At 66.7% G+C, this 21,816-nt stretch carries 22 protein-coding genes and 2 pseudogenes; 11 read left to right on the forward strand and 13 right to left on the reverse strand.

Annotated features, from left to right (window positions below; all coding sequences use genetic code 11):
• Nucleotides 1-448, reverse strand: a pseudogene (locus P7D22_RS13605) (hypothetical protein); the annotation flags it as partial.
• A gap of 201 nt (nt 449-649) precedes the next feature.
• On the opposite strand from P7D22_RS13605, the gene P7D22_RS13610 reads away from it, so the two are divergent.
• Entirely contained in the window at nt 650-1,297 is a 648-nt protein-coding gene (locus P7D22_RS13610; RefSeq protein ID WP_319934791.1) for a hypothetical protein, read from the forward strand.
• Nucleotides 1,287-2,450 (forward strand): helix-turn-helix domain-containing protein, encoded by a 1,164-nt coding sequence (locus P7D22_RS13615; protein WP_319934792.1) that lies wholly within the window; start codon nt 1,287-1,289, stop codon nt 2,448-2,450. Before P7D22_RS13610 ends, P7D22_RS13615 begins: the two co-directional genes overlap by 11 nt.
• 112 nt (nt 2,451-2,562) lie before the next feature.
• Here P7D22_RS13615 and P7D22_RS13620 read toward each other — a convergent pair whose 3' ends face one another.
• A complete protein-coding gene (locus tag P7D22_RS13620) occupies nt 2,563-2,808 on the reverse strand; it encodes a hypothetical protein (RefSeq protein ID WP_319934793.1) in 246 nt (81 codons plus the stop codon).
• 364 nt (nt 2,809-3,172) lie between these two features.
• On the opposite strand from P7D22_RS13620, the gene P7D22_RS13625 reads away from it, so the two are divergent.
• From P7D22_RS13625 to P7D22_RS13635, 3 genes are all read left to right on the forward strand, one after another.
• Complete coding sequence (locus P7D22_RS13625) at nt 3,173-4,138, forward strand: IS1595 family transposase (protein WP_442916086.1); 966 nt, start codon at nt 3,173-3,175, stop codon at nt 4,136-4,138.
• 123 nt (nt 4,139-4,261) lie between these two features.
• A complete protein-coding gene (locus P7D22_RS13630; RefSeq protein ID WP_319934794.1) occupies nt 4,262-4,753 on the forward strand; it encodes a hypothetical protein in 492 nt (163 codons plus the stop codon).
• Between the two features lie 22 nt (nt 4,754-4,775).
• Nucleotides 4,776-4,937: a hypothetical protein gene (locus P7D22_RS13635; RefSeq protein WP_319934795.1), complete on the forward strand. Its 162-nt coding sequence runs from the start codon at nt 4,776-4,778 to the stop codon at nt 4,935-4,937.
• 39 nt (nt 4,938-4,976) lie between these two features.
• Here P7D22_RS13635 and P7D22_RS13640 read toward each other — a convergent pair whose 3' ends face one another.
• Nucleotides 4,977-5,405, reverse strand: a complete 429-nt coding sequence (locus P7D22_RS13640; protein WP_319934796.1) for a hypothetical protein — start codon at nt 5,403-5,405, stop codon at nt 4,977-4,979.
• 248 nt (nt 5,406-5,653) lie between these two features.
• On the opposite strand from P7D22_RS13640, the pseudogene P7D22_RS13645 reads away from it, so the two are divergent.
• Nucleotides 5,654-6,694, forward strand: a pseudogene (locus tag P7D22_RS13645) (glycosyltransferase family 2 protein); the annotation flags it as partial.
• Nucleotides 6,695-6,701: 7 nt separating this feature from the next.
• Here the strand turns inward: P7D22_RS13645 and aroQ are convergent.
• Complete coding sequence (gene aroQ / locus P7D22_RS13650; protein ID WP_319934797.1) at nt 6,702-7,157, reverse strand: type II 3-dehydroquinate dehydratase; 456 nt, start codon at nt 7,155-7,157, stop codon at nt 6,702-6,704.
• 165 nt (nt 7,158-7,322) lie between these two features.
• On the opposite strand from aroQ, the gene P7D22_RS13655 reads away from it, so the two are divergent.
• Nucleotides 7,323-7,559: a hypothetical protein gene (locus tag P7D22_RS13655; protein ID WP_319934798.1), complete on the forward strand. Its 237-nt coding sequence runs from the start codon at nt 7,323-7,325 to the stop codon at nt 7,557-7,559.
• On the opposite strand, the gene P7D22_RS13660 is transcribed toward P7D22_RS13655, so the two are convergent.
• The 4 genes from P7D22_RS13660 to P7D22_RS13675 form a co-directional block, all read right to left on the reverse strand.
• Nucleotides 7,556-8,443: a response regulator transcription factor gene (locus P7D22_RS13660; protein ID WP_319934799.1), complete on the reverse strand. Its 888-nt coding sequence runs from the start codon at nt 8,441-8,443 to the stop codon at nt 7,556-7,558. The genes P7D22_RS13655 and P7D22_RS13660 overlap by 4 nt on opposite strands.
• A complete protein-coding gene (locus P7D22_RS13665; RefSeq protein WP_319934800.1) occupies nt 8,440-11,799 on the reverse strand; it encodes a hybrid sensor histidine kinase/response regulator in 3,360 nt (1,119 codons plus the stop codon). Before P7D22_RS13665 ends, P7D22_RS13660 begins: the two co-directional genes overlap by 4 nt.
• A 150-nt stretch (nt 11,800-11,949) precedes the next feature.
• Nucleotides 11,950-12,645, reverse strand: a complete 696-nt coding sequence (locus P7D22_RS13670; protein WP_319934801.1) for a D-lyxose/D-mannose family sugar isomerase — start codon at nt 12,643-12,645, stop codon at nt 11,950-11,952.
• 19 nt (nt 12,646-12,664) lie between these two features.
• Nucleotides 12,665-13,450 (reverse strand): SDR family NAD(P)-dependent oxidoreductase, encoded by a 786-nt coding sequence (locus P7D22_RS13675; protein ID WP_319934802.1) that lies wholly within the window; start codon nt 13,448-13,450, stop codon nt 12,665-12,667.
• A gap of 129 nt (nt 13,451-13,579) precedes the next feature.
• Between P7D22_RS13675 and uxuA the strand changes: the two genes are divergently transcribed.
• The gene (gene uxuA / locus P7D22_RS13680) at nt 13,580-14,758 is read left to right on the forward strand and encodes a mannonate dehydratase (protein ID WP_319934803.1); all 1,179 of its coding nucleotides are present in this window, start codon (nt 13,580-13,582) and stop codon (nt 14,756-14,758) included.
• Nucleotides 14,759-14,793: 35 nt separating this feature from the next.
• Nucleotides 14,794-16,140, forward strand: a complete 1,347-nt coding sequence (locus P7D22_RS13685; RefSeq protein WP_319934804.1) for a glutamate--tRNA ligase — start codon at nt 14,794-14,796, stop codon at nt 16,138-16,140.
• A gap of 16 nt (nt 16,141-16,156) precedes the next feature.
• On the opposite strand, the gene P7D22_RS13690 is transcribed toward P7D22_RS13685, so the two are convergent.
• Complete coding sequence (locus P7D22_RS13690) at nt 16,157-17,125, reverse strand: DUF2865 domain-containing protein (protein ID WP_319934805.1); 969 nt, start codon at nt 17,123-17,125, stop codon at nt 16,157-16,159.
• Between the two features lie 122 nt (nt 17,126-17,247).
• Between P7D22_RS13690 and P7D22_RS13695 the strand changes: the two genes are divergently transcribed.
• Nucleotides 17,248-17,763 carry a CreA family protein gene (locus tag P7D22_RS13695; RefSeq protein ID WP_319934806.1) on the forward strand — a complete coding sequence of 172 codons (516 nt, stop codon included), beginning with the start codon at nt 17,248-17,250 and terminating at the stop codon, nt 17,761-17,763.
• 9 nt (nt 17,764-17,772) lie between these two features.
• Here P7D22_RS13695 and P7D22_RS13700 read toward each other — a convergent pair whose 3' ends face one another.
• The 4 genes from P7D22_RS13700 to P7D22_RS13715 form a co-directional block, all read right to left on the reverse strand.
• Complete coding sequence (locus P7D22_RS13700) at nt 17,773-18,075, reverse strand: hypothetical protein (RefSeq protein WP_319934807.1); 303 nt, start codon at nt 18,073-18,075, stop codon at nt 17,773-17,775.
• A gap of 112 nt (nt 18,076-18,187) precedes the next feature.
• On the reverse strand, nt 18,188-19,378 hold the full coding sequence (locus P7D22_RS13705; protein ID WP_319934808.1) for a GNAT family N-acetyltransferase: 1,191 nt from the start codon (nt 19,376-19,378) through the stop codon (nt 18,188-18,190).
• Between the two features lie 48 nt (nt 19,379-19,426).
• Nucleotides 19,427-20,209 carry a glycerophosphodiester phosphodiesterase family protein gene (locus tag P7D22_RS13710; protein ID WP_319934809.1) on the reverse strand — a complete coding sequence of 261 codons (783 nt, stop codon included), beginning with the start codon at nt 20,207-20,209 and terminating at the stop codon, nt 19,427-19,429.
• Nucleotides 20,209-20,682 (reverse strand): RidA family protein, encoded by a 474-nt coding sequence (locus P7D22_RS13715; RefSeq protein ID WP_319934810.1) that lies wholly within the window; start codon nt 20,680-20,682, stop codon nt 20,209-20,211. Before P7D22_RS13715 ends, P7D22_RS13710 begins: the two co-directional genes overlap by 1 nt.
• Nucleotides 20,683-20,810: 128 nt before the next feature.
• Between P7D22_RS13715 and P7D22_RS13720 the strand changes: the two genes are divergently transcribed.
• Complete coding sequence (locus P7D22_RS13720) at nt 20,811-21,629, forward strand: cell envelope integrity EipB family protein (protein ID WP_319934824.1); 819 nt, start codon at nt 20,811-20,813, stop codon at nt 21,627-21,629.
• The last annotated feature ends 187 nt before the right edge of the window (nt 21,630-21,816 follow it).

Below are 21,816 nucleotides of genomic sequence, written 5' to 3' on the forward strand. Positions count from 1 at the left end.
CGCCTCGATACGCCGCCTTCAAACCACCGTCGTCACCCAGTTTCCCACATAGCTCCCCACGCACCTTGCTCAGATACAGCAAGTTAGCCCGCACCCGGTTCCGCAGCCCCTTCGCGGCGTCCTCTCCGAACCCAAGCTCTGCGACGATCGCATCTACGACCTCAGCCGTTGCCAAAGGCCGCCCCGCCTTCCTAAGCGCGTCTAGGATAAGCCGGTTGAGCTTTCCTGCCCCGAACAGCTTCGTCCGCTTGTAGGGCCGTTTGGCAGCGATCTTGGACGGGTCCGCGTCGGGGTCGAACAGACGTAGGGTGCCATCCACATGCAAGATGGCTTCGCGGAGATGGCGGAGGTGCTGCTCGGCGGCTGTGATCTCGCCGGCTAGTTCGGCGCGGCGTTCCCGAAGCGCGGCCAAAGCGTATTTGTTTGAGGTGTCTGATAGGGTGCTCATGCACCAAAATCTGGTGCCGGATGGGCTCGGGCGCTTGTGGCGTTTGCGCCATCACACCGCGTGATCGCACGCGCCCTGGCGCTTGTGCTGCTTGCACAGGAGGCAGCCAGAGCGGGTTGACTTGGGGCGTCTACGTCGGTTGACAAAAACGGCATTATTTCCTAAATGGTTGCCATGCAGGTTTGACAACCGGATTGCCTCATGGACGCCGTCAGCGCCGAACAATTTCTCAAGGATCAGCTTCCCTTGGCGGCGCGAGCTCTCATACCGACCACGCTACGAACCGCTTACGAAGCGGTTCGCCTCATTGTGAAGGACGAGCCGATCCTGAACGTCCCGTCAGCATACGACAACCGGGGCCGCCTCATCACATGGGCAGTGGATCGAGGCTTCGAGATCCTGTTGCAAACGCAACGGTGGCCGTTCGAGCACCGCTGGTCCAGTTTCGCGCAACCCACTGGGCGTTACCTTCAGGTCCGACTCGGTCATTCGACCCTGACAATCAGCCAAGTCGCTAACCCGAAGCACCAGCCGCGCAACGTGATATTTCGCGAGAACGGACGGCTCAACAACGCGCCCTTTTTCAACCTCCCAGAGTTTGATGACACGCGAGAGGTTCATGGGCTGCCGCACTTCATCCTGGTCCACGGACATCAGGATCTCAATTTTGCGCATGTCGGCGTACCTCATTCGCAGCATCACCGCGACTGGCTCTATAAGACGCCTAATTTGATGAAGCTTCCGCACGTCGTTGAATCTGATTTACCGCCAGCCGAGGAAACGGACTTTACGGCGGCGCTTGAACTTAAGGATCAAATCGACAAGTGGCGCAGAGACAATGACGCCTAACGTCATCGCTTTTCCGGGCAAGATCGCCACTCGCGGGATCGTCCCATCGCGTCTACGCGATGCTCGGATTGCCTGCGGGCTTAATCAGACTGAACTTGCCGAAGCCGTCACGATCAGCCGTCAGGCTATCTCTGCCTTCGAGGCCGGAGAGAAGAACCCCGATCCGTTGACAATGGCCAGGATCGCTGCCGTAGTCGATCAGCCGCTTGCCTACTTCACGGCAGAGGACGCCGAGTCGTTCGGCGGCTACAGCACGCGCTTTTTTCGTGCGTTTGGTGCCGACACGAAGCGGCGCAACCTTATGAGCGAGGTATTAGGCAAGTGGTTCGTTCAGACCGCTTTCTACCTGTACGGCTTTGTCGGGTTCCCACCGGTCAATCTGCCGATGGTCTCGCCTAGCGAGGGTGACCGATACGGGGAAGACGAGATTGAGGAAGCCGCCGAGGCGTGCCGCAAACAGTGGGGACTTGGCCTTGGACCGATCTCAAACGTCATTGGTCTCCTTGAGAACAACGGCGTGACGGTCTGCCGGTATGAGATGACGGGCCACAAGGTGGAGGCGTTCTCGTTCTGGAGCGGTCCGCGGCCGTTTGTTTTTCTCTCGTCCGAGAAGCAGTCCGCCGTCCGCGCACGATTCGATGCCGCTCACGAGCTAGGGCACTTGGTACTCCATCGCTTCGTGCCGCCAGAGGACATTGAGGACCCAAAGGTGCTGAAGCTGATTGAAGCTGAGGCGCATCGTTTCGCGAGCGCCCTACTGATGCCCCGACACGCCTTTCCAAACGAGGTGTACACTCCCCGGCTTGATGCCTTTGTGACCTTGAAGTCTCGATGGAAGGTGGCCATCCAGGCGATGGTTTATCGCTGCAAGGATCTGGGTATCTTCGATGAGGCTCAGATCACGAGCCTCTACAAGCAAATCTCTTATCGCAAGTGGCGCACGCAGGAGCCGCTTGACGATAAGCTGCCGCTTGAGACGCCTTCCTTGCTCCGCAAGGTAGTCGAGGTCATCGTGAGCGCAGGGCGCAAGTCACAAGATGCTATCGCATCCGAGTTGCGCCTGTCGGGCGCCATGATCGCAGCCTTTTGCGGGCTGCCTCCCTCATATTTCGAGCCGGAAAAGCGGCCCGACTTCATTCCTGAGCTGAGATAGCCTCTCAGCTCAGGACATGGGCTAGAGCCGGTGCTGCTCGGGGGCTTTCCATCCGTCCGTGCGAGGGTCCGACCCCCTCCTAGTCCACCTTAATCTACAGGCTAAGGAACGTCTATAATTTGCCGAGAACGTCAAATGGCCAGCCGTGATAGGTCGATAGAAACGGCTGGCCTCCCTCTCTGTCGGTGAGCTTAGCGTCGATCCTGAAGCGCGTGCCAAGCGGGTAGGCTTCTGCAAACTTCTTTGGGCATCGCACGCGCAAACTGGTCGGGAAGTCCTGTCCCGCCACGGGGCGGACATGGATGCTGCCATGGAGGCCGCTTCCGCTTTCTCGATAGGTTTCAACAATGACGGACACGTGAGGCTCTTTCGGCCTAGCCATCCCGCGGTCCTCCAATCGTTTTAGGCCCCGTGATCCCCGATGACTCGCCATCGACGAACGTCACCCCTACCTTCTCCAGCGCAACTCGCATTGCCGCTAGAGTGGCCCCGATTGTCCGCTTTCCGGCCTCAAACCCCTTCACAGTCGAAAGGCCGACGCCGGCCTCAGTCGCCAAGCGACCTTGTGACCATTCCAACCACGCACGCGCGGCGCGACACTGTTCCGGGCTCATGGTCCCGATCTAGTGCGGCAACCTTTTTGGCGCAAGAGCAAACAAAAGGGTTGCCCTCACACATTGTAGCTATTATGTCTGGAAGCAACCAAAAAGGTTGCTTCGCCGGTGTCTCAACACTTCCTCCTCTCGAAAGCCGCAAGGAGCCTGAGCCTCGCTCGGGTTGCTCGGCTTTCGGACGAGGAAGCCTTCGAGACCTTCCGGCTGGTGCGTTGGTCGGCCACCCAAGGCGAGGCCGTTTGCCCCCGCTGCGAATGCGCTGCCGTCTACACCTACAAGGCTCGCAAGCTCTGGAAGTGCAAGGCTTGCAACCATCAGTTCTCTGTCACCTCGGGCACGATCTTCGCCAGCCGCAAGCTGCCGATCCGCGACATCCTGCTGGCCATCGCTATCTTCGTGAACGGCGCCAAGGGCCATAGCGCCTTGCAACTCTCCCGCGACCTCGACGTGCAGTACAAGACGGCCTTCGTCCTCTCGCACAAGATCCGCGAGGCCCTGGCGGCCGACATGGACGAGAAGACCCTTGTCGGTGAGGTCGAGGTCGATGGCGCTTACTTCGGCGGCTACGTGAAGCCGTCCAATCACAAGGAGAACCGTCGCGACCGTCGCCTTGCTGTCAACCAGACCGGCAAGCGCAAGGTCGTGGTCGTCATGCGTGAGCGCAACGGCGAAACGCTGCCCTTCGTGGCTCGCTCTGAGGCCGCTTCGGTCCACACTATCGCCCGCAAGGTGGCCGAAGGCTCCACGATCTTTGCGGACGAGGCGGCCGGCTGGGACGTGCTGCACGATCGCTTCTTGACGAAGCGCATCAACCACCAGGAGTCCTACTCGACGGACGAGGCCAACACGAACCAAGCCGAGAGTTTCTTCTCACGCATTCGCCGCGCCGAGATTGGCATCCACCACCACATCGCCGGCCCGTACCTCCAGGCCTACGCCCGCGAGATGGGCTGGCGCGAGGACAACCGCCGCGTGTCGAATGGGCAGCAGTACCTCATGGCAACCGAAGCGGCGCTGCGGCATCCGGTGAGCCGGGTGTGGAAGGGGTATTGGCAGCGGGCGGCGGCCGCATAACTAGGTGACAATGGAATTGGCCACGGCATCCGTTTGCCAGCACTGGTGTAAAATGGCATTTGGCAGCACTTCAAATATATCCCAGGCGCGCAACGCGCTTACCTTTTCCTCAGGGTCGTCATAATGGCGTTCGTACTCGTTTTGCAAGACGACGAAGGATATTGCGAAGACCTCACCGAGGATAAGGAAGATGCCAGAAATGTCGTTATCGGTTACGATAATGACACTGGATTTGTGTACACATTTTTCATCAGCTTTTATGGACAGAAAACGCGGGAAATTTCTTTCGCGATTTTTGAATTCAATGCGCAGCTGGAAAAAATAAGAACAATCCTGAGTGCGGCTGAAGTGTCGAAAATGATCGATCACAAAGACAGAGTCGCTATCAAAGGGCATTTGATGTCGTGTCTTTTCGACATGATCGAGCGGCTTAAGCCAGCATCAATGTTTATGTGCTCCGTTGACGTGCCCTTGGTTTCCGCAGCTCAAGTCAAATACGATGATATCGTAGCGATGGCATCCCACCTAGGATATGGCAGCGATCTAACGGAGATGGATAACGGGCAAAAATTCTGGTGGATGGAACGCGAAACGGGCTCTAAAGTTGGAAGCTAACGGACAACGAAAAAGGAATGCGATGAAACGCGAAGAGCGAATTGCGCTCTTAACCGACGCCGAGAGGCGTTTGGCCGAGCGCTTCAATTCCTGGACTGAAAACCCTCAACTCAAAATCTCGATGAGAGAAAGCTACGAAAAAATTCAGGAGATGAAAAATCCTGTGATTCCTAAGAGAGCCTAAAAAGCCGACCCCGCCCAATGGCGGGGTTTTGTTTTAAGATCAGCCTAGATCCCACACCTTCACCCCCTTCCTCGCCCCCAAACACCGCACCACCCGCTTCCGCTCCAGCCGCCCAAACAGCGTAACCACGCTTTGTGTCAGGCTGATCCGAAACACTCGCTCGTCTACATCCAGCCCCTTGGCCCGCATGATGGCGGTGGCAAGCTCCCGCGTGTCGAGGCCATCCGGCGCCGCCCGTAGCGCCTCCAGGCCCAGCGCCGTGATCTCCCCGCGCTTGAAGATCCGCGTCAGGCCCATGTAAACGGGGTTCGGGGTCAATTCGCCACGGCTGAAAAGCTGCCTTGTGGCCTGGAGGTGAGCCAAATCCTGACGCGCGTTAGCAAGCCTCGCCTCAGTCTCCGCTATCCAGCGCTCCACGTCCGCGATCTTGCCAGAGAGCGTGTGGACGATCTGGGGTATATCAGACATGAAAACCGGCACCGTGCGCGGCAAGAACCGGCAACCCACTCCAGCCATCGGAGTGCCGGATGAACCAGAAGGAATTTGGCCTGTCCGGCCCGTGCGAACGTGGTCGGGGGAAGTGCGCCACCAACCAGAAACACAAAACACCTTGCGGGAGTGGATACAACATGCCCGCAATCATCGTTGATCGGGGCGACTTAAGGCAGGCTCGGCTAGGTGTGTTTGCTACCTAATACCGCGATTATCCCAGAGCCAAGCTCGACATCATGCTGCTGATCGAGGCGAACGACCGGAGCACGCTGGCGGCCCTGGAGCGCCTGGCCCTGCCGGCCTGCTACCGCATCATCATGGCGCCGGCCGGCCGTCCGCAAACCAAGCCCCGTGCCCTCAACGTGGCGCTGCAATTCGCTCGCGGCGCCTATCTGGTGGTTTATGACGCGGAGGACGAGCCCGAACCCGACCAGCTTCGGCTGGCCCTGGCGGGGTTTGCGGCGGCGCCAGGCACGGCCTGCCTGCAGGCGCGGCTCGCCATCGACAATGCCGCCGATTCCTGGCTGACCCGCATGTTCGCCATCGAATACGCGGCTTTGTTCGGCGTCGTGAACCCCGGCCTGGCGCGCCTGCGCTGGCCCGTGCCGCTCGGCGGCACCTCGAATCATTTCCCGACGGCCGTGCTCAAGCGGGTGAACGGCTGGGACGCCTGGAACGTCACGGAAGACATCGACCTTGGCATCCGGCTGGCGCGCTTCGGCCTGCGGGTGGCGACGCTCGGGTCGACCACCTCCGAGGAAGCGCCGCGCACGCTGAAGGCCTGGATGGCGCAGCGTCGTCGCTGGCAGAAGGGCTGGATGGTGACGCTCGTGACCCATTCGCGGGCGCCGCTGCGGAGTTGGCGGGAGCTTGGCTTCCTGCCGGGCCTCGCCGTGTGCGGGCTGTTGGCCGGCACGGTCGCGGCCAGCCTGTTGGGTCCGTTCTGCGCCGTTGTGGTGGCGCTGCGCCTGTGGTCCGGCACCCTGCTGCATCCGCATACCGGTGGCGACATGGCCTGGACGGTGTTGAGCCTCGTTCTGCTGGTGTCCGGCACCGCCGCAGCCATCTGGCCCGCTTTGCGTGGGCTCGCGCGCGAGGGGCGGCTCGGCCTTGCGATCTGGCTGCCGACGCTGCCGGCCTATCTGGTTCTCTTGTCCGTCGCGTCCTGGCAGGCGGCTTTCGAGATGGCCGGACGCCCGCATGCCTGGAACAAAACCGAGCATGGGCAGGCCAAGCGCCGGCAGCGCATCGTGGCGCGCGACTGATGTCGGATCAGCCCGGCATCGCGGCGGGGTCGAGCAGCACGGCCATGTGGCGCAGGGCCAGCAGATAGCCGTGGATGCCGAAGCCGGCGATCACCCCCACGGCAGCCTGGCTCACATAGGAATGATGCCGAAACGGCTCCCGGCGGTGCACATTCGAGATGTGCACCTCCAGCACCGGCAGGTCGCAGGCGTTGAGGGCATCGAGGATTGCCACCGAGGTGTGGCTGTAGGCGGCCGGGTTGATGATGATGCCGCTGGCCGTGGTCCGCCCGTCCTGGATCCAGTCGATGATCTGGTGTTCGGCGTTGCTTTGCCGGAACACCATGGCGAGCCCGAGTTGTCCGGCCAGCGTCCGGCAGCGCGCCTCGACATCGGCCAGCGTGTCCCGCCCGTAGATCTCGGGCTGGCGGGTCCCCAGCAGGTTGAGGTTGGGCCCGTTGAGGATGAGGATCGGCTTGGTCATCGCAACCGGGTTCGCATGGCGGCCCGTAAGCCGAAGAGGGAGGGACAACCGATGTTTAACATGGCAGGCAACACTGCTTTCTTAACAAATGTAGTGCAACTAAGTCGTTCACAATCCACTTTCTCATTCTAAACTTCCAGTCCCCAGTTCGAGGCGGAATCATCGATGGCGAGCAAGCGGCCCAACAGTCTTCGCGAGTACCACCTTTTGGTCGCACGGCACTTCGATGGGTTCGAGTGGCAGATACGGTACGATCATCACGCCAATCCGGTCCGGCGTAGCGAGGGAGTGTTCGGCTCCCAGAACGATGCCGTCTCGGCCGGCGAAGTGGCACTGGCGGCCCTGAAGCGTCAGATCGCGAGCGAAGCCGAGGCCCAGGAGGGTGGAAGCCGCGAAGCTTAACGCTCGTCCAGGGCTCGCGCGGCCAGCACGGCCGCCGAGGCGCGGTTTTCGACCCCAAGCTTGGCGAAGATCGTTTCGAGGTGCTTGTTCACCGTGCGCGGGCTGAGCGACAGGATTTCGGCAATGTCCCGGTTCGGCTTGCCGCGGGCGATCCACAGCAGCACCTCCGCTTCCCGGGCCGTGAGGGCGAAGCGCGCCGCCAGGATCTCGTCGTGCCGGCGCGTGTCGGGCCGTTCGAGCCGGAACAGCATCTCATTGGCGCCGATGCGGCCGACGATGCGAGCCGAAAGCGGTCCGGCTTCGGAAGACGGCAGCGTTGCGACCCCGTCGGGCGTCAGTGCGGCGTCTGCGAGGGCCGCCGCTGGTAGCGCCGCCGTCAGATCGTCTGGCAGAAGAGCGCGGGCCTGCGGTGTGCTCCACAGCACGGTGCCGCCGCTGTCGACCGCCACGAGCGCGCTGCCGGTGGCATCGAGCGCCGCCAGGGCGCCGCGGGCCGCGCGCGCATTGGCGAGATGCACCCGGACGCGAGCGAAAAGCTCGTCCAGCACGATGGGCTTCGTCAGATAATCGACCCCACCGGCCCCAAGGCCGCGAACGATGTGCTCGGTGTCGCTCAGCGCCGTCATGAAGATCACCGGCACCGCGGCCGCGAGACCGGTCTTCAGACGCCGGCAGGTTTCGAAGCCGTCCATCACCGGCATCATGGCGTCAAGCAGGATCAGGTCGGGCATCAGCCGCCCCACGAGGGCAAGCGCCTGCGGGCCGCCGGTCGCCACCAGGGCCGTGTAGCCGGCTCCCTCGAGCGCGTCCGTCAGGAAGCCGAGCGTGTCGGGCGTGTCGTCGACCACCAGCACCGTGGGCCGGATGGGCATCGCGGCGCTCATGGATCAAGCCCGGCCAAAATCGCCTCGAAGCCGGGAAAGTCGAAGGCCCGCAGCCGCAGCCGCAGCGTGGCCGCGAGGTCCCGCAAGGCGGCATCGCGATCGAGGACGTCGAGCCGCGCCTCGATCCCCCGCACATGGCCGATGCTGCCGAGGTGGCGGAGGTCGGCCAGGACGTCGGGCGCGAGCCGCGACCCCTGGGTTTTCGGGGCCGCCCCGGGCGTGGTGCCGGGTGCCGGCGCCTCGATCCAACGCAGGTCGAGCAGCCGTTCGAGCGTGTCGAGCAGCGTCGGCAGCACAAACGGCTTGGCCAGCATGGCATCGTGGACGCGGCGGTCGCCCGGCGGCTGCGGCGCGCCGTCGCCGACATTGGCCGACAGCATGACGATCGGCGCCGCTACGTCGCGCAGGCTGCGCAGCGCCTCGGCCACCTCCCAGCCGGTCATGCCCGGCATGGAAATGTCGAGCAGCACGAGGTCCGGTCGCAGGTCGGCCGTCAGGGCCAGCGCGGTCGGCCCGTCGCGGGCACTCAACACCGAAAAGCCGAGCGGTTCCAGGAGGGCGCGCATCAGGGCCTGATGATCCCCGTCGTCGTCCACCACCAGCAGGGTGCGGCGCGGACCCGCGTAGCCTTGCAGGTTCCGGGCCAGCCGGGCCTGCGGGGTCGATACCGCGGCCAACATCAGCCGCGCTTCGAATCGGCTGCCTTGGCCCGGCACGCTGCTGACGCCGAGCGCCCCGCCCATCAGTTCGGTCAGCAGCTTGGTGATCGTCAGGCCGAGGCCGAGGCCCGGCACGGCTTCGGCGGTGCCGAGGGCGCCACGGTCGAAGGGCTCGAAGATGCGCTCGATGTCGTCGGCCGCGATGCCCATGCCGGTGTCGGCCACGCTCAACGTCGCGACCTGGTTGCGGTAGCGGACCGTCAGCGCAACATGTCCGGCCGCGGTGAACTTCACGGCATTGCTGAGCAGGTTGATGAGGATCTGCCGCAGCCGCTTTTCGTCCGTCGCCACCACGGCCGGCAGGGCCGGGCTGACCTCCAGGCGGAAATCGAGGGTCTTGGCCGCCGCCTGCAGGCGGAACATGTCGGCCACGCCGGCGAAGAATTCGGCAGTCCGCACCTCGTTGCGCTGGATCTGCAGCCGGCCCGCCTCGATCTTCGACACGTCCAGAAGCCCGTCGATCAGCCCCGACAGGTGCTCGGCCGATCGGCGGATGACGCGGACGCCGTTGCGGCGCGTGCTGGCGGCCTCGTCGCGCTCGAGCAACTGCGCATAGCCCAGCACGGCATTGAGCGGTGTGCGAAATTCGTGGCTGAGGCCCACCACGTAACGGCTCTTCGCGAGGTTCGCGGCCTCGGCCACCTCCTTGGCTTTCTGCAGCGCCGCGTCGGTGCGCCGGTGGGCGGCGATCTCCTGCAGCAGGGCGGTGGTCTGCCGCGCCGATTCTTCCTGGGCGACGCGGCGGCTTTCGGCGCTGAGCACGAAGAACCAGGCCAGCACCCCCGATACGATCACCAGCACCGCGAAACTGGCCCATAGGGTTTGGTCCACCACGCCGCGGATGAGCGAGCCTTCCTGCGAGGCCGCATGGACGTGGATCACGGCCAGCGCCAGGCCGATCACCGCCACGAGTGGCACGAACACCCCGATGTAGCGGACCGTCGGCGATCCGGCCCGCACCGCCCAGCGGCGCGGCAGCACCGCCGTCAGGGCCGCGGCGACCTGCGGCGCCGCGCGGGCGTGCGGCTTGCAGAGGTCGTGGCAGCGGGCGTCGAGCGAACAACACAAGGAGCAGATCGGCGCCGCATAGGCGGGGCAATAGGCCATGTCCTCCGGCTCGAACGGGTTGTCGCAGATCGAGCAGGTGATGGTGGCACGCTCGAGCCAGGCCGCGCGCGGCTTGCGGGCCAGGTAGAAGCGGCCCTTTGTGGCGACCGCGATCGCCGGTGCCGCCACCAGCGCCACCCCGAGCGCCACGAAGGGGGCCAGGGCCGATGCCGCGGCGCCGAACAGGCCGGCCGCGGCCATCAGCGCCACCCCTGTGGCCAGCGCCATGGCGCCGGTACCGACCGGGTTGATGTCGTACAGGTGGGCCCGCTTGAACTCGATGCCGGGCGGGCTCAGGCCGAGCGGCTTGTTGATCGCGAGGTCAGCCACCACGGCACCGAGCCACGCCACCGCCACCACGGCGAACAGGCTGAGGATGCGCTCGAGCGCTGCATAGATGCCGAGCTCCATCAACAGCAGCGCCACCGCGACATTGAAGACGAGCCACACCACGCGCCCCGGATGGCTGTGGGTGACGCGGGAAAAGAAGTTCGACCAGGCGAGCGAGCCCGCATAGGCGTTCATGACGTTGATCTTCAGTTGCGACACCACCACGAAGCCGGCCGTCAGCAGGGCCACGCCGGTCGGCCATGGGATCACGGCCGCAAAGGCGAGCCGGTACATCTCGGCGGGCTCGGCCGCATGGCCGGGCGCCACGCCGGCCTTGAGGCACAAGGTGGCGAGCAGCGAGCCGAACAAAAGTTTCGGTGCGCCCAGCACGATCCAGCCCGGCCCGGCGGCCGCCAGCGAGGCGGCCCAGCGCCAGGCCCGCCCCGGCGGCCGCGCCGGCAGGAAGCGCAGCACGTCCACCTGTTCGCCGATCTGCGGCATCAGGGCGAGGATCACGGACGCGGCGCCGCCGAAGCCGAGCAGGTCGAAGCCGCCGGTGGCCCCGGCTCCGAGGCCCGGGAATCGCGTCCACGCCACGACGCTCGGCCAGTTCTCGGCCGCGATGAAGCCGATCGGCAGCACGTTGAGGATGATCCAAAGCGGTTGGGTCAGGATCTGGAACCGGCTGATCCAGGCGATCCCGTAGGCCACCAACGGGATCACCGCGACCGCGCTCAACAGATAGCCCCAGGCGAGCGGCAGGCCGAACACCAGCTTCAGCGCCCCCGCCATGATGGAAGCCTCGATGGCGAAGAGGATGAACGTGAAGGTGGCGTAAACCAGCGACGTCACGGTCGAACCGATATAGCCGAAGCCGGCGCCGCGGGTGAGGAGGTCGATGTCGACGCCCGCGCGCGCGGCCGAGCGGCTGATCGGCAATCCCGTGACGAACAGCACGGCGCTCACCACCAGCGTGGCCCAGACCACGTTGGTGAAGCCGAAGCTCAGCGTGACGGCGCCACCGATCGCCTCGAGGGCCAGGAACGAGATGGCGCCGAGCGCCGTCTGCGACACGCGCGGCGCCGACCAGCGGCGGGCGCTCTTGGCCGTGAAGCGGAGCGCGAAATCCTCCAGCGTTTCGTTCGCCACCCAGCGGTTGTAGGCGCGCCGCACGGGCAGGATGCGTTGGCGTCCGGACATGGCTCCTGAACCCTCGTGACCACGCGCGCCGAGATGCCGGCCTTCCGGGGCGCGACGCAGCCGAACCCCGGATGCCGTGTGTTGAATCTATAGCAGCGATCAGGCGTGCAAGGCGCGCGCCGAGCCGTGCGTCGAGGCGTCCGCGTCCCCTTAGCGCTCCAGTGCCGCGTAGTCCGGCACGATGAGGCGGGTCGGCTCGGCATCCTCGATGATGGCAGGGAAGCGGCCGAGCGGCTCGGCGAAGACGTTGTCGGCGTAGTCGTCGTTGACGCTCGACACTTCGCCCACCACCACATCGCCGTTCTCGCCCCAGAAGGCGTGCCAGGTGCCGGGGAACAGGGTGATGGATTCGCCCGGTGCGAGCCGCACCACGCTGCCGGGCTCGACCTCACGCATGAGTCCGTCGAGCTGCACCGCGAGCCGCGCCGTGCGGTCGAGGCCGCCGTCGCGGTCCATCGCGAAGAGCCGCAAGGCGAGCGTCGCGTCGGGATGGAGGCTGGCCCGGTTGATGATGTCCTCCACCTTGGCGAGGTGACGGTGCATCGGCGTCATCTGGTCCCGCCGGGCGATCATCGCCTTCTCGGCATAGGGCCGGTTGCCGGGGCCGCCCGCCTTGAGGCCGTTGCGGGTGGTGAACAACAACAGGCCCCGGCGGGCGAAGTCGCCGGCCGCGAAGTCGGTCACGTCCCAACCGAGCCCGGTGGCCCGCATGGTGGCCGTCGCCTCAGAACCGTGACGGCGCCAGTCGGCCGGGGTCCAGGCCGCGAAGGGCGGCAGGTGCAGGCCGGCCCTGGCAAAATCCGCCTCGGCCCGGGCCACGGCGGCGTTGATCTCCGATCGCTTCACGGCGCGTCTCCCTTGTTCGTCACCGGACCCCGATCCCGGCCGTCAGGCCACCGTCGATGCGGTGGTCCGTTCCTGTGATGAAGCCGGCCTTGTCTGACGCCAGAAAAGCCACGAGCTCGGCCACCTCGTCGGGCTCGGCGATGCGGCCGAGCGGGTGGGCGGCCCCGAAGCGCGCAAAGGCGGCCTCGACGTCGGCCTCCGGGCCGTCGAAGGTGCGGGCCGCGAGCGCCAGGATCGGCGTGCGGACCGAGCCGGGGCTGACCGACACCACCCGAATGCGGTCCGCCGCATGGTCGAGCGCCATGGCGCGCGTCATCGCATGGATGGCGCCCTTCGACGCCACATAGGCCGTGACGCCCGCCTGGCAGGCGAAACCCTGCACGCTCGACAGGTTCACGATGGCGCCGCCGCCGCGCCGGCGCAGTTCCGGCACGCCGAAATGTGCCGTCAGGTGGATCGAGCCGACATTCACTGCGAGGCAGCGCGCGAAAACCTCCGGCGGGGTCGCGACGGCATCGCCATAAGGATGCACCGCGGCCGCGTTGACGATCACGTCGAGGCCGCCGTGATCGGCCACCAGCTTGGCGACGGCGCGCTCGACCGCAGCCGGGTCCGTCACATCGACCAGGGCCGTCTCGAGCCGCAGCCCGGCCGCGATCGCCTCGGCCGCCAGGGCCGCGTTGCCGGCCGCGTCGATGCCGACCGCCAGCACCGCGGCGCCCCCTCGGGCGAGCCGCAGCGCCGTGGCGGCGCCGATGCCGGTGGTGCCGGTCACCAGAGCCACCTTGCCGATGAAATCCGTCATCTCCGCTCCTTGAGGCGTGAGGCCGCCCGCACCGCGACCTTGGCAAAGTCCGGCCCAGGTCCTAAGCGACAAACCGATGCGGCCGCAATCGCAGTGGTGTGATGGCGGTTCGGCAGGCAGGGGTCGTTCATGCTGCAGTCCTGGCGCTGGTTCGGTCCGAACGATCCCGTCACCCTGAGCCACGCCCGTCAGGCCGGGGTCGACGGCATCGTGACGGCGCTGCACGAAATTTACGACGGTCGGGTCTGGACGCCCGAGCAGATCGCCGCGCGACGGGCCCAGGTCGAGGCGGCCGGCCTGCGCTGGGCGGTGTGCGAATCGATCCCGGTCCACAGCTCCATCAAGCTGCGACAGGGCCCGTGGCGGCGCTACACGGATGCCTGGAAGGACAGCCTCGCCAACCTCGGCCGGGGTGGCGTCCCGGTGGTGTGCTACAATTTCATGCCGGTGGTGGACTGGACCCGCACCGATCTTCGATACCCGACGGCACGGGGCGGCCTCGCGCTGCGCTTCGACATGGCCGAGTTCGTGGCCTACGACGCCTTCGTGCTGAAGCGCAGGGGCGCCGAGGCCGACTACCCGGCGGCGTTGCTCGAAACGGGCTCGGTGCGCCTCGCCGGCATGGACGCGGATGCGGTCGCACGGCTCGAGACCACGGTGATCGCCGGCCTGCCCGGCAAGGAGGACACCCATTCGCGCGAGTCGATCCGTGCGGCCATCGCCGAGTTCGACGGCGTTTCGCCCGCCGAGGCCGCCGCCAATCTCGACGCCTTCCTGCGCGAGGTGGTGCCGGTCGCGGCCGAGGTCGGGGTGCGGCTCGCCATCCACCCGGACGATCCGCCATTCCCCTTGTTCGGCCTGCCGCGTGTCGTCTCGACCGCCGCGGATGCGCGGCGCATCCTCGACGCCGTCGACCACCCGGCCAACGGGCTGACGCTTTGCATCGGCTCCTATGGGTCGCGCCCCGACAACGACCTGCCCGGCTTCGTGCGGGAGTTCGGCCCGCGGGTGAACTTCGCCCACCTGCGCAACACCACGCGCGACCCCGACGGCTCCTTCACGGAAGCCGAGCACCTCGGCGGCGATTCCGACATGGTGGGGATCATCCTCGGGCTCGTGGCGGAGGAGCGCCGGCGGCAGGCCGAGGGGCGGGCCGATGCCGAGATCCCGATGCGGCCCGACCACGGCCACTTGTTGATCGACGACATCGGCAAGGCCACCAACCCGGGCTATTCCTGCATCGGCCGCTTGAAGGGCTTGGCGGAGATCCGCGGCGTGATGGCGGCGGCGGCGCACCTGCCTGCGTGATTGCGCCGGCACCGGGCGGGGGTTAAGCGAGGCCCATGCTCGCGCCCACCGTCCGCTTCGCCCCATCGCCCACCGGGCGCATCCACATCGGCAATGCCCGCACGGCGCTGCTCAACGCGCTTCTGGCGCGGCAGGGCGGCGGGCGCTTCGTGCTGCGTTTCGACGACACCGACCGCGAGCGCTCGCGGGAAGAATATGCCGTCTCGATCGAGGCCGACCTCGCCTGGCTCGGCATCGTGCCGGACCTCGTGGTGCGCCAGTCCGACCGGGTGGCGCTTTACGACGCCGCGGTGGCGCGGCTCAAGGCGGCGGGTCGGCTCTACCCCGCCTACGAGACGGCCGACGAGCTCGACCGTCGGCGCAAGCGCCTGCAGACGCGTGGCCTGCCGCCCGTCTACGACCGCGCGGCGCTCGACCTCAGCGAGGCCGACCGGGCGCGGCTCGAAGCGGAAGGGCGACGGCCGCATTGGCGGTTCCGGCTCGAGCCTGGCACCGTGTCATGGTCCGACCTCGTGCGTGGCGACAGCGCCATCGATTGTGCCTCCTTGTCGGACCCCGTGCTGGTGCGCGAAGACGGCAGCTACCTTTACACGCTGCCCTCCGTGGTGGACGACATCGACTTGCGGATCACGGATGTGGTGCGGGGCGAAGACCACGTCACCAATACGGCCGTGCAGCTGCAGCTTTTCGCGGCGCTCGGAGCCCCGGCCCCCCGTTTCGGCCACCACAACCTGCTGGTGAACGCGTCGGGCGAGGGCTTCTCGAAGCGCTCCGGCGCCATGTCGCTGACCGGGCTGCGCGAGGCCGGGGCCGAGGCGCTGGCCGTGGCGGCCCTGGCGGTGCTGACCGGCTCGGCCACGGCCATCCACCCGATCGCGACGCTCGACGCGCTCGGGCCCGTCGAGCTTGGGCGCCTGTCGCGCGCCCCGGCGCGCTTCGATGAGGCAGAGCTTTGGGGTTTGACGGCCAAAACGTTGCACGGGCTGCCTTTCGCGGCGGTGCGGGAGCGGCTCGCCGCGCGCGGGGTGCCGATGGACGCGACCGGCGAGGACTTCTGGCGCATCGTGCAGGGCAACCTCGCCCGCTTCGATGAGGTGGACCTTTGGTGGTCGGTGGTGGCGGGCGTCATCACGCCGGTGTCGGAGGATGCCGAATTTCTGGCCGCGGCGGCCCGGCTGTTGCCGCCCGAACCCTGGACGGCCGAAACGTGGGCGCAGTGGACCGCGCTCGCCAAGACTGAGACGGGCCGCAAGGGCAGGGCCTTGTTCCATCCGCTACGGCTGGCCCTGACGGGCCGCGACACGGGGCCCGAGCTCGCGGCCCTGCTGCCCTTGATCGGCCGGGCCAAGGCCCTGGCCCGGTTGGCCGGGCAGCCAGGCTGACGCGAACGGCGCCGCCTCAGCGCGGCGGTGCGGCGGGCCCGTCGAGGCTGGTCTTACGGCGGGCCGGTTTCTTTGTGGCCGGGGGCACCGGTTGGGTCGGGCGCGCCATGTCGGCCGACATCTTCTCGGTCACCACCATGTCGTGGGCGTCGGTCTTGTCGAGCATCTCCTCGGCCTTGGCGAGCGCCTGCACCCAGGTCTGGTTCGGCGGCTTGCAGGTGCAGCTCGCTTCATGGACCTTCTGGAACTTGAAGGCAGCCGGCAGCGCCGTATAGGGCGTGCCGTCGAGCCCGACGGCGTTTGAAATGTTGTCGGTGTCGGCCGTCGTATAGAGCTTGGCTTCCGTGTTGGGGCACTGGGCGCTGCACAGCGCCTGCAGGCTGTCGAGCGCCTCGTTGCGCACCGTGGTGCCGAGCGGAAAGAACCCGCCGTCGCAGGTCCGCACGCAGATGGCCTTGGCGCCGCCCTGCGGCCGCTTGTCGGCACCGTCGTCGGTGATGGCGGGATTGCCGTTGCCGTCGATGAGCCCGGGATCGGCGTAAACGGTTGTGCCATCATCCTGCGCGGTGCGGCAGAAGCGGTCGTAGCGGGCCGCGAGGTCGTTCATCCGGTCGGGGTCGCCGTTGCGGATCTGCTTCGCCTGTTGCTCGAGCGAGTCGAGGTTCGATTGTTGACGGGCGATGCGGGTTTCGATCGTGTCGCATTGCGCCGGAGCGCCGAACAGATTGAGGCCGCCGCAGCCGAGCTGGTCGCCATAGGCCTGGGTGCGGGCCAACTCCGTGCGTTGCTGCTCGATCGCGCGGGCGAAGCGGCCTTCCCGGGTCGGGTCGGACTGCATCGAGGCCGCCATCTGCTGCCGCAGGGACTCGCAATCGTCGCCCTGGGCGGTCGCCGGACCCACCAGACCCGCGCCCAGCAGGCCGGCCCCCACCAGGGCGACCGGCAGCGACCGGAGAAACCGAAACACACTCACCATGGGCCGCATGTGACCCGGCTTCGTGTTGGAATCATGTTGACGGTGCCGTGCAGCGGATGCCCGGCCCTGGCGCCGGGCCTCCGTCATGCGCACATGATCCGGACCGCCACCGCTTTGTCCGAGGACCCCGCATGCGTCGCTTTTCCCGTATCGCCGTCCTGGCGGTCCTGCTCGCTTCGGGCCTTGCGCCGGCGCGTGCCGACGACGCCGACTTGGTGTTCCGCCGTTCGACGAATTTCCGGGCCCTGACCCCGAACGACAAGCTCGCCACCTACGCGTTCGACGATCCGGCGGTGGCGGGCGTCGCGTGTTATTTCACGGTGCCCGAGAAGGGCGGCCTGTCGGGCGCCTTTGGCGTCGCCGAGCAAACGTCCGACATCTCGATCGCCTGCCGCCAGGTCGGCCCGGTGCGTTTCACGGCCAAGAGCAGCCAGGGCGAGACGGCCTTCACGGAGCGTCGCTCGTTGTTCTTCAAGAAGATGCAGATCGTCCGCGGCTGCGACGCCAAGCGCAACACGCTTGTCTACATGGCCTATTCGGACAAGCTGGTGGACGGCTCGCCGAAGAACTCGACCTCGGCGGTGCCGATCCAGCCCTGGGGTACGGCCACGGACGTGCCGAATTGTGCCGACTGGATCAAGAACTGAGGCGGGTCGCTATTCGCCGCAATGGATCATGATCGAGCCCGGTAGGGGCTTTGCCGGAACCGTGCTGGCCGCGACCGCATGGACGCTGCCGGTGGCATCGTCGGTGAGGCCGAAGGCGGTCGCACGGGCATGGCCGTGCGACTCGCACCAGGCGTCGGCGATCACCTGACCGCAGGCTTCCCCGGGTGTCATGCATTCGGCGATGCCGTAGCCGTCGCTGGGCGGCACCACGAAGTCGAGGCCTTCGGCCGCGCGAGCCAGGGCAGGGGTGGCTGCCACGATCAGGCAGGCGAGCAGAAACGGCGATCGCATGGGCAACCCGGCTGGGGCCTTTCGGCCCGAAGGAGCCGAATCGGCCCTGATGCCGGCCATCCTGCGAGGCAGGATTCACTAAACTGTTAAGCGCCGCGGTCGGCCCGCAGGGCTAATCCCCGACGTGCCGGAACGGCGTGTGCTCGCCGTAAACCTCGATGGCCTCGGCGACGTGGCGACGTTCCTGCTCAAGGTAGTCCGCCACCGCGCGGGCGAGGCGGCGGTCGGCGATCCGGTGGGCCGAATAGGTTTCCACCGGCCCGTAGCCGCGGGCGAGCTTGTGTTCGCCTTGCGCGCCAGCCTCCACCCGGGCGAGCTTGCGCCCGATGGCGAATTCGATCGCCTGGTAATAGCAGACCTCGAAATGCAGGAACGGGTGTTCCTCGACGCATCCCCAGTTGCGGCCGTAGAGCGCCACGTCGCCGATGAAGTTGATGGCCCCCGCCACATAGCGGCCGGCACGCTTGGCCATCACCAGCAGGATGCGGTCGGGCATGGTCTCGCCGATCAGCGAGAAGAACTTTCGGTTGAGGTAGGGGCGGCCCCACTTGCGCGAGCCGGTGTCCATGTAGAAGTGCCAGAAGGCGTCCCAATGGGCTTCCGTGATGTCGCGGCCGGTGACGCATTCGATGGTGATGTCGTTGGCGAGGGCGTCCTTGCGCTCGCGGCGGATCATCTTGCGCTTGCGCGACGCGAGCGCCGTCAGGAAATCGTCGAAGCTGCCGTAGCCCTCGTTGCGGAAGTGGAACTGCTGGTCGGTCCGCTGCAGGTAGCCCTCGGTTCCGAGCCGTTCCCATTCGTCGCGGGGCAGGAAGGTGAGATGGACCGAGGACGCGTCCGTCTTGTCTCGCAGCGCCTCGAGACCGGCCAGTAGGGCGGCGCGCATTTGCGGCGCGGCCTCGCCGGGCCGAACCAGCAGCCGGCGCCCGGTGACGGGCGTGAACGGCACCGACACCTGCACCTTGGGGTAATAGTCGCCGCCGGCCCGCTGGAACGCGTCGGCCCAGCCATAATCGAAGACGTATTCGCCCTGCGAATGGCTTTTCAGATAGGCCGGCACGGCGGCCGCCAGCTGGCCGTCGGGGCCGTCGATGGTGAGGTGGGCCGGTGACCAGCCGGTGCGCCCGCCGACCGAGCCGGAGGCTTCCAGCGCCTGCAGGAAGGCATGACTGAGGAACGGATTGTGGGTTTCGACGCCCGGGGTCGGTTCGTCGAGGGCCGGGTTGGCGCAGGCGTCCCATTGCGCCGGGTCGACGTCGGCCAGGGCCGGGGCGATCCGGATCGCGATCTCAGGCTTCGGCATGGTGGTCCGCGGCGTTCGGGGAAGCGCGAGAGTGCCGCAACTCCGTGATCAAACCAAGGCCGGCGACTGAGGCCGATCGTCCGGCACCAAGCCCTCGAACACCATCTGATCGGCCCAAAGCCGCGCCCGCGCCGCCTGGTCGGGGGTGCGGACCGTCCAGGCCATCACGGGGCGGCCGAGCCCAACCCGCATCAGGGTGGCGGCCGCATGTGGCAGGTCCGCGACCCAATAGGACAGGAAATCCGGTCGGGTTTCGCCAAAATGCGCCAGGGCCGCGAGGTCGCGCTTCAGCGCGGGGGCGAGGCCGTCCCATTCCGGATCGGCATAGTGGGCCTCGGCCACGATGCCGAGTGGCAGCCCCGCCGGTGCGACCGCACGCAGGTGGCGGAGGACGGCCGGGTCGAAGCTCTTGATCGCCACGGGGCCGGCATAGTCGGCCAGGATCGCGGCGGCGCGGTCGGCCAGGCGCATATCGCCATCAAAGCCGCTCTTTACCTCGCAGACGAGCGGTACGCGGCCGGCGATCGTGGCGAGAAAGGCTGCAAGGCGCGGCATCGGCTCGGCGGTACCGCCGATCGTCAGGCGGTCCAGCATCGCCGCCGAACGATCGGCGACCGGTCCGGCTTCGCCGGTCAACCGATCGAGTGTGTCGTCGTGGAACACCATGGCGTCGCCATCGGCCGAAAGCTGCACGTCGCACTCGATCGCGAAGCCGCCCGCGATGGCCGCCAGGGCTGCCGCCGCCGTGTTCTCGGGCCGGCCCGCCGCCACGTCATGCAGGCCGCGATGCGCGATCGGCCTGGCGGTCAGCCAGGCCGGCACTGAGGCCATCAGCGGATCTCGAACAGCGCCTCGACTTCCACGGCGGCATTGAAGGGCAGCACCGCCACGCCGACGGTGGAGCGCGCGTGGCGCCCGGCATCGCCCATCAGGCCGACCATGAAGTCGGAAGCGCCGTTCATGATGGCCGGCACGGTCGCATAATCGGGCTGGGCGTTGATGAAGCCGCCGAGGCGGACACAGCGCACGATCCGGTCGAGGTCGCCGCCGAGGGCTACCCTGGCCTGGGCCAGGACGTTGATGGCGCAAAGCTTGGCGGCCTCCCGGCCGGTCTCGTCCGACACCGTGGCGCCGAGCTTGCCCTTGAAGCGGTCGTCGAGTTTGCCGTCCAAGCCGAGCGGCAGCTGACCCGATACGATGAGCTGATGGCCGCTGATCACGCAGGGCACATAATTGGCGATCGGCGCGCCGGGGGTCGGCAGCGTGATGCCTTGCTGCTGCAGTGCGTCGTCGATCTTGCCCATCGTGCTGTCTCCTGATTTCGCTTCAGCGGGAACAACTGCCCTATGGCATGGTTTCCGCCGAAGCGACTAGTCGCTTGATGCCGGCGGCGCCATGCCTCCGCGGCCCTGAGGGGGAGATGCTGGTGCGAATGGGAATCGTGTTCGGGCCCTTGGCGAGCATCGCCATCGGCTGCGGGGCCGCGCCGGCGCTGGCCGCCGGCGTCGTGCTGCTGCCGCACCATGCGGTCTACAAGCTCACGCTGGCCTCCTCGACCGGCAGCAAGGCGCCCGCCGATGCCAGCGGCATGATCACCTATGATTTCTCGGGCTCCGCCTGCGAGGGTTTCAAGACGGCCTTCCGGCAGGTGACGTCGCTGCAGCCGGCGGAGGGGGATGCCCGGGTCTCGGCAACCGAAACCAGCACGCTCGAGAGTGGCGACGCGGCCAAGTTCGATTTCGACATCCGCACCTCGTTGAACCAGGGCGATGCGGATGACGTGAAAGGCAAGGCGACCCGGGACAAGGCCGGTGCGCTGGCGATCGCGCTCGATGCGCCGAAGCCGACGACGCTTGACGTAAAGGCAGGTGCATTGTTCCCGACCGAGCACCTGAGCCGGGTGATCACGACGGCCGAGAATGGAGCCCACATCCTTTCGGCCTCGGTCTTCGATGGCTCGGACACCGGCCAGAAGGTGTTCAGCACCCTCAGCGTCATCGGCGGCCCCATCACGGCGCCGGCGGCGGAAGCCGCCGCCCAGGACGCCGCGCTCAGCGGCCTGCGGCGCTGGCCGGTGACGATCAGCTATTTCGAGCCCGGCAAGGACGATGCCCAGCCGGCCTACGTGTTGTCGTTCGAACTCTACGAGAACGGCGTTTCGCGCGCCCTGAAGGTCGATTACGGGACGTTTGCGCTGGCGGGCGAGCTTGTGGAGTTCAAGCCCGGTCAAGCCGCGCCTTGCACGAAATGAAGGAAGCGCGGTTGCCGAGAGCACCGAGGCGTTTCTGTTTCGTCAAGGATCAGCCGCTAGTCTTCCGGATATTGATTTCCTCGACGGGAACCGACACGTTCCACGAGGTTTGTGATCTGGAAGCCGCATCTGCTAGGGAAGCCGCCGGACGTCAGTGTTCCGGGGGTGTCGGCGCGTCGTCGTGTCT

It is taken from the genome of Lichenihabitans sp. Uapishka_5 (assembly GCF_033947565.1).
Classification (GTDB): Bacteria; Pseudomonadota; Alphaproteobacteria; order Rhizobiales; family Beijerinckiaceae; genus Lichenihabitans.

What these genes read in the sequence shown, in the direction of transcription:
- P7D22_RS13615 (WP_319934792.1), top strand. Translation starts at nt 1,287, where the DNA reads ATGACGCCTAACGTCATCGCTTTTCCGGGCAAGATCGCCACTCGCGGG.
- P7D22_RS13635 (WP_319934795.1), top strand. Translation starts at nt 4,776, where the DNA reads ATGAAACGCGAAGAGCGAATTGCGCTCTTAACCGACGCCGAGAGGCGT.
- P7D22_RS13655 (WP_319934798.1), top strand. Translation starts at nt 7,323, where the DNA reads ATGGCGAGCAAGCGGCCCAACAGTCTTCGCGAGTACCACCTTTTGGTC.
- P7D22_RS13630 (WP_319934794.1), top strand. Translation starts at nt 4,262, where the DNA reads ATGGCGTTCGTACTCGTTTTGCAAGACGACGAAGGATATTGCGAAGAC.
- aroQ (WP_319934797.1), bottom strand. Translation starts at nt 7,157, where the DNA reads ATGACCAAGCCGATCCTCATCCTCAACGGGCCCAACCTCAACCTGCTG.
- P7D22_RS13710 (WP_319934809.1), bottom strand. Translation starts at nt 20,209, where the DNA reads ATGGCCTCAGTGCCGGCCTGGCTGACCGCCAGGCCGATCGCGCATCGC.
- P7D22_RS13715 (WP_319934810.1), bottom strand. Translation starts at nt 20,682, where the DNA reads ATGGGCAAGATCGACGACGCACTGCAGCAGCAAGGCATCACGCTGCCG.
- P7D22_RS13690 (WP_319934805.1), bottom strand. Translation starts at nt 17,125, where the DNA reads ATGCGGCCCATGGTGAGTGTGTTTCGGTTTCTCCGGTCGCTGCCGGTC.
- P7D22_RS13685 (WP_319934804.1), top strand. Translation starts at nt 14,794, where the DNA reads ATGCTCGCGCCCACCGTCCGCTTCGCCCCATCGCCCACCGGGCGCATC.
- P7D22_RS13720 (WP_319934824.1), top strand. Translation starts at nt 20,811, where the DNA reads ATGGGAATCGTGTTCGGGCCCTTGGCGAGCATCGCCATCGGCTGCGGG.
- P7D22_RS13700 (WP_319934807.1), bottom strand. Translation starts at nt 18,075, where the DNA reads ATGCGATCGCCGTTTCTGCTCGCCTGCCTGATCGTGGCAGCCACCCCT.
- P7D22_RS13705 (WP_319934808.1), bottom strand. Translation starts at nt 19,378, where the DNA reads ATGCCGAAGCCTGAGATCGCGATCCGGATCGCCCCGGCCCTGGCCGAC.
- P7D22_RS13610 (WP_319934791.1), top strand. Translation starts at nt 650, where the DNA reads ATGGACGCCGTCAGCGCCGAACAATTTCTCAAGGATCAGCTTCCCTTG.
- P7D22_RS13675 (WP_319934802.1), bottom strand. Translation starts at nt 13,450, where the DNA reads ATGACGGATTTCATCGGCAAGGTGGCTCTGGTGACCGGCACCACCGGC.
- uxuA (WP_319934803.1), top strand. Translation starts at nt 13,580, where the DNA reads ATGCTGCAGTCCTGGCGCTGGTTCGGTCCGAACGATCCCGTCACCCTG.
- P7D22_RS13695 (WP_319934806.1), top strand. Translation starts at nt 17,248, where the DNA reads ATGCGTCGCTTTTCCCGTATCGCCGTCCTGGCGGTCCTGCTCGCTTCG.
- P7D22_RS13640 (WP_319934796.1), bottom strand. Translation starts at nt 5,405, where the DNA reads ATGTCTGATATACCCCAGATCGTCCACACGCTCTCTGGCAAGATCGCG.
- P7D22_RS13660 (WP_319934799.1), bottom strand. Translation starts at nt 8,443, where the DNA reads ATGAGCGCCGCGATGCCCATCCGGCCCACGGTGCTGGTGGTCGACGAC.
- P7D22_RS13665 (WP_319934800.1), bottom strand. Translation starts at nt 11,799, where the DNA reads ATGTCCGGACGCCAACGCATCCTGCCCGTGCGGCGCGCCTACAACCGC.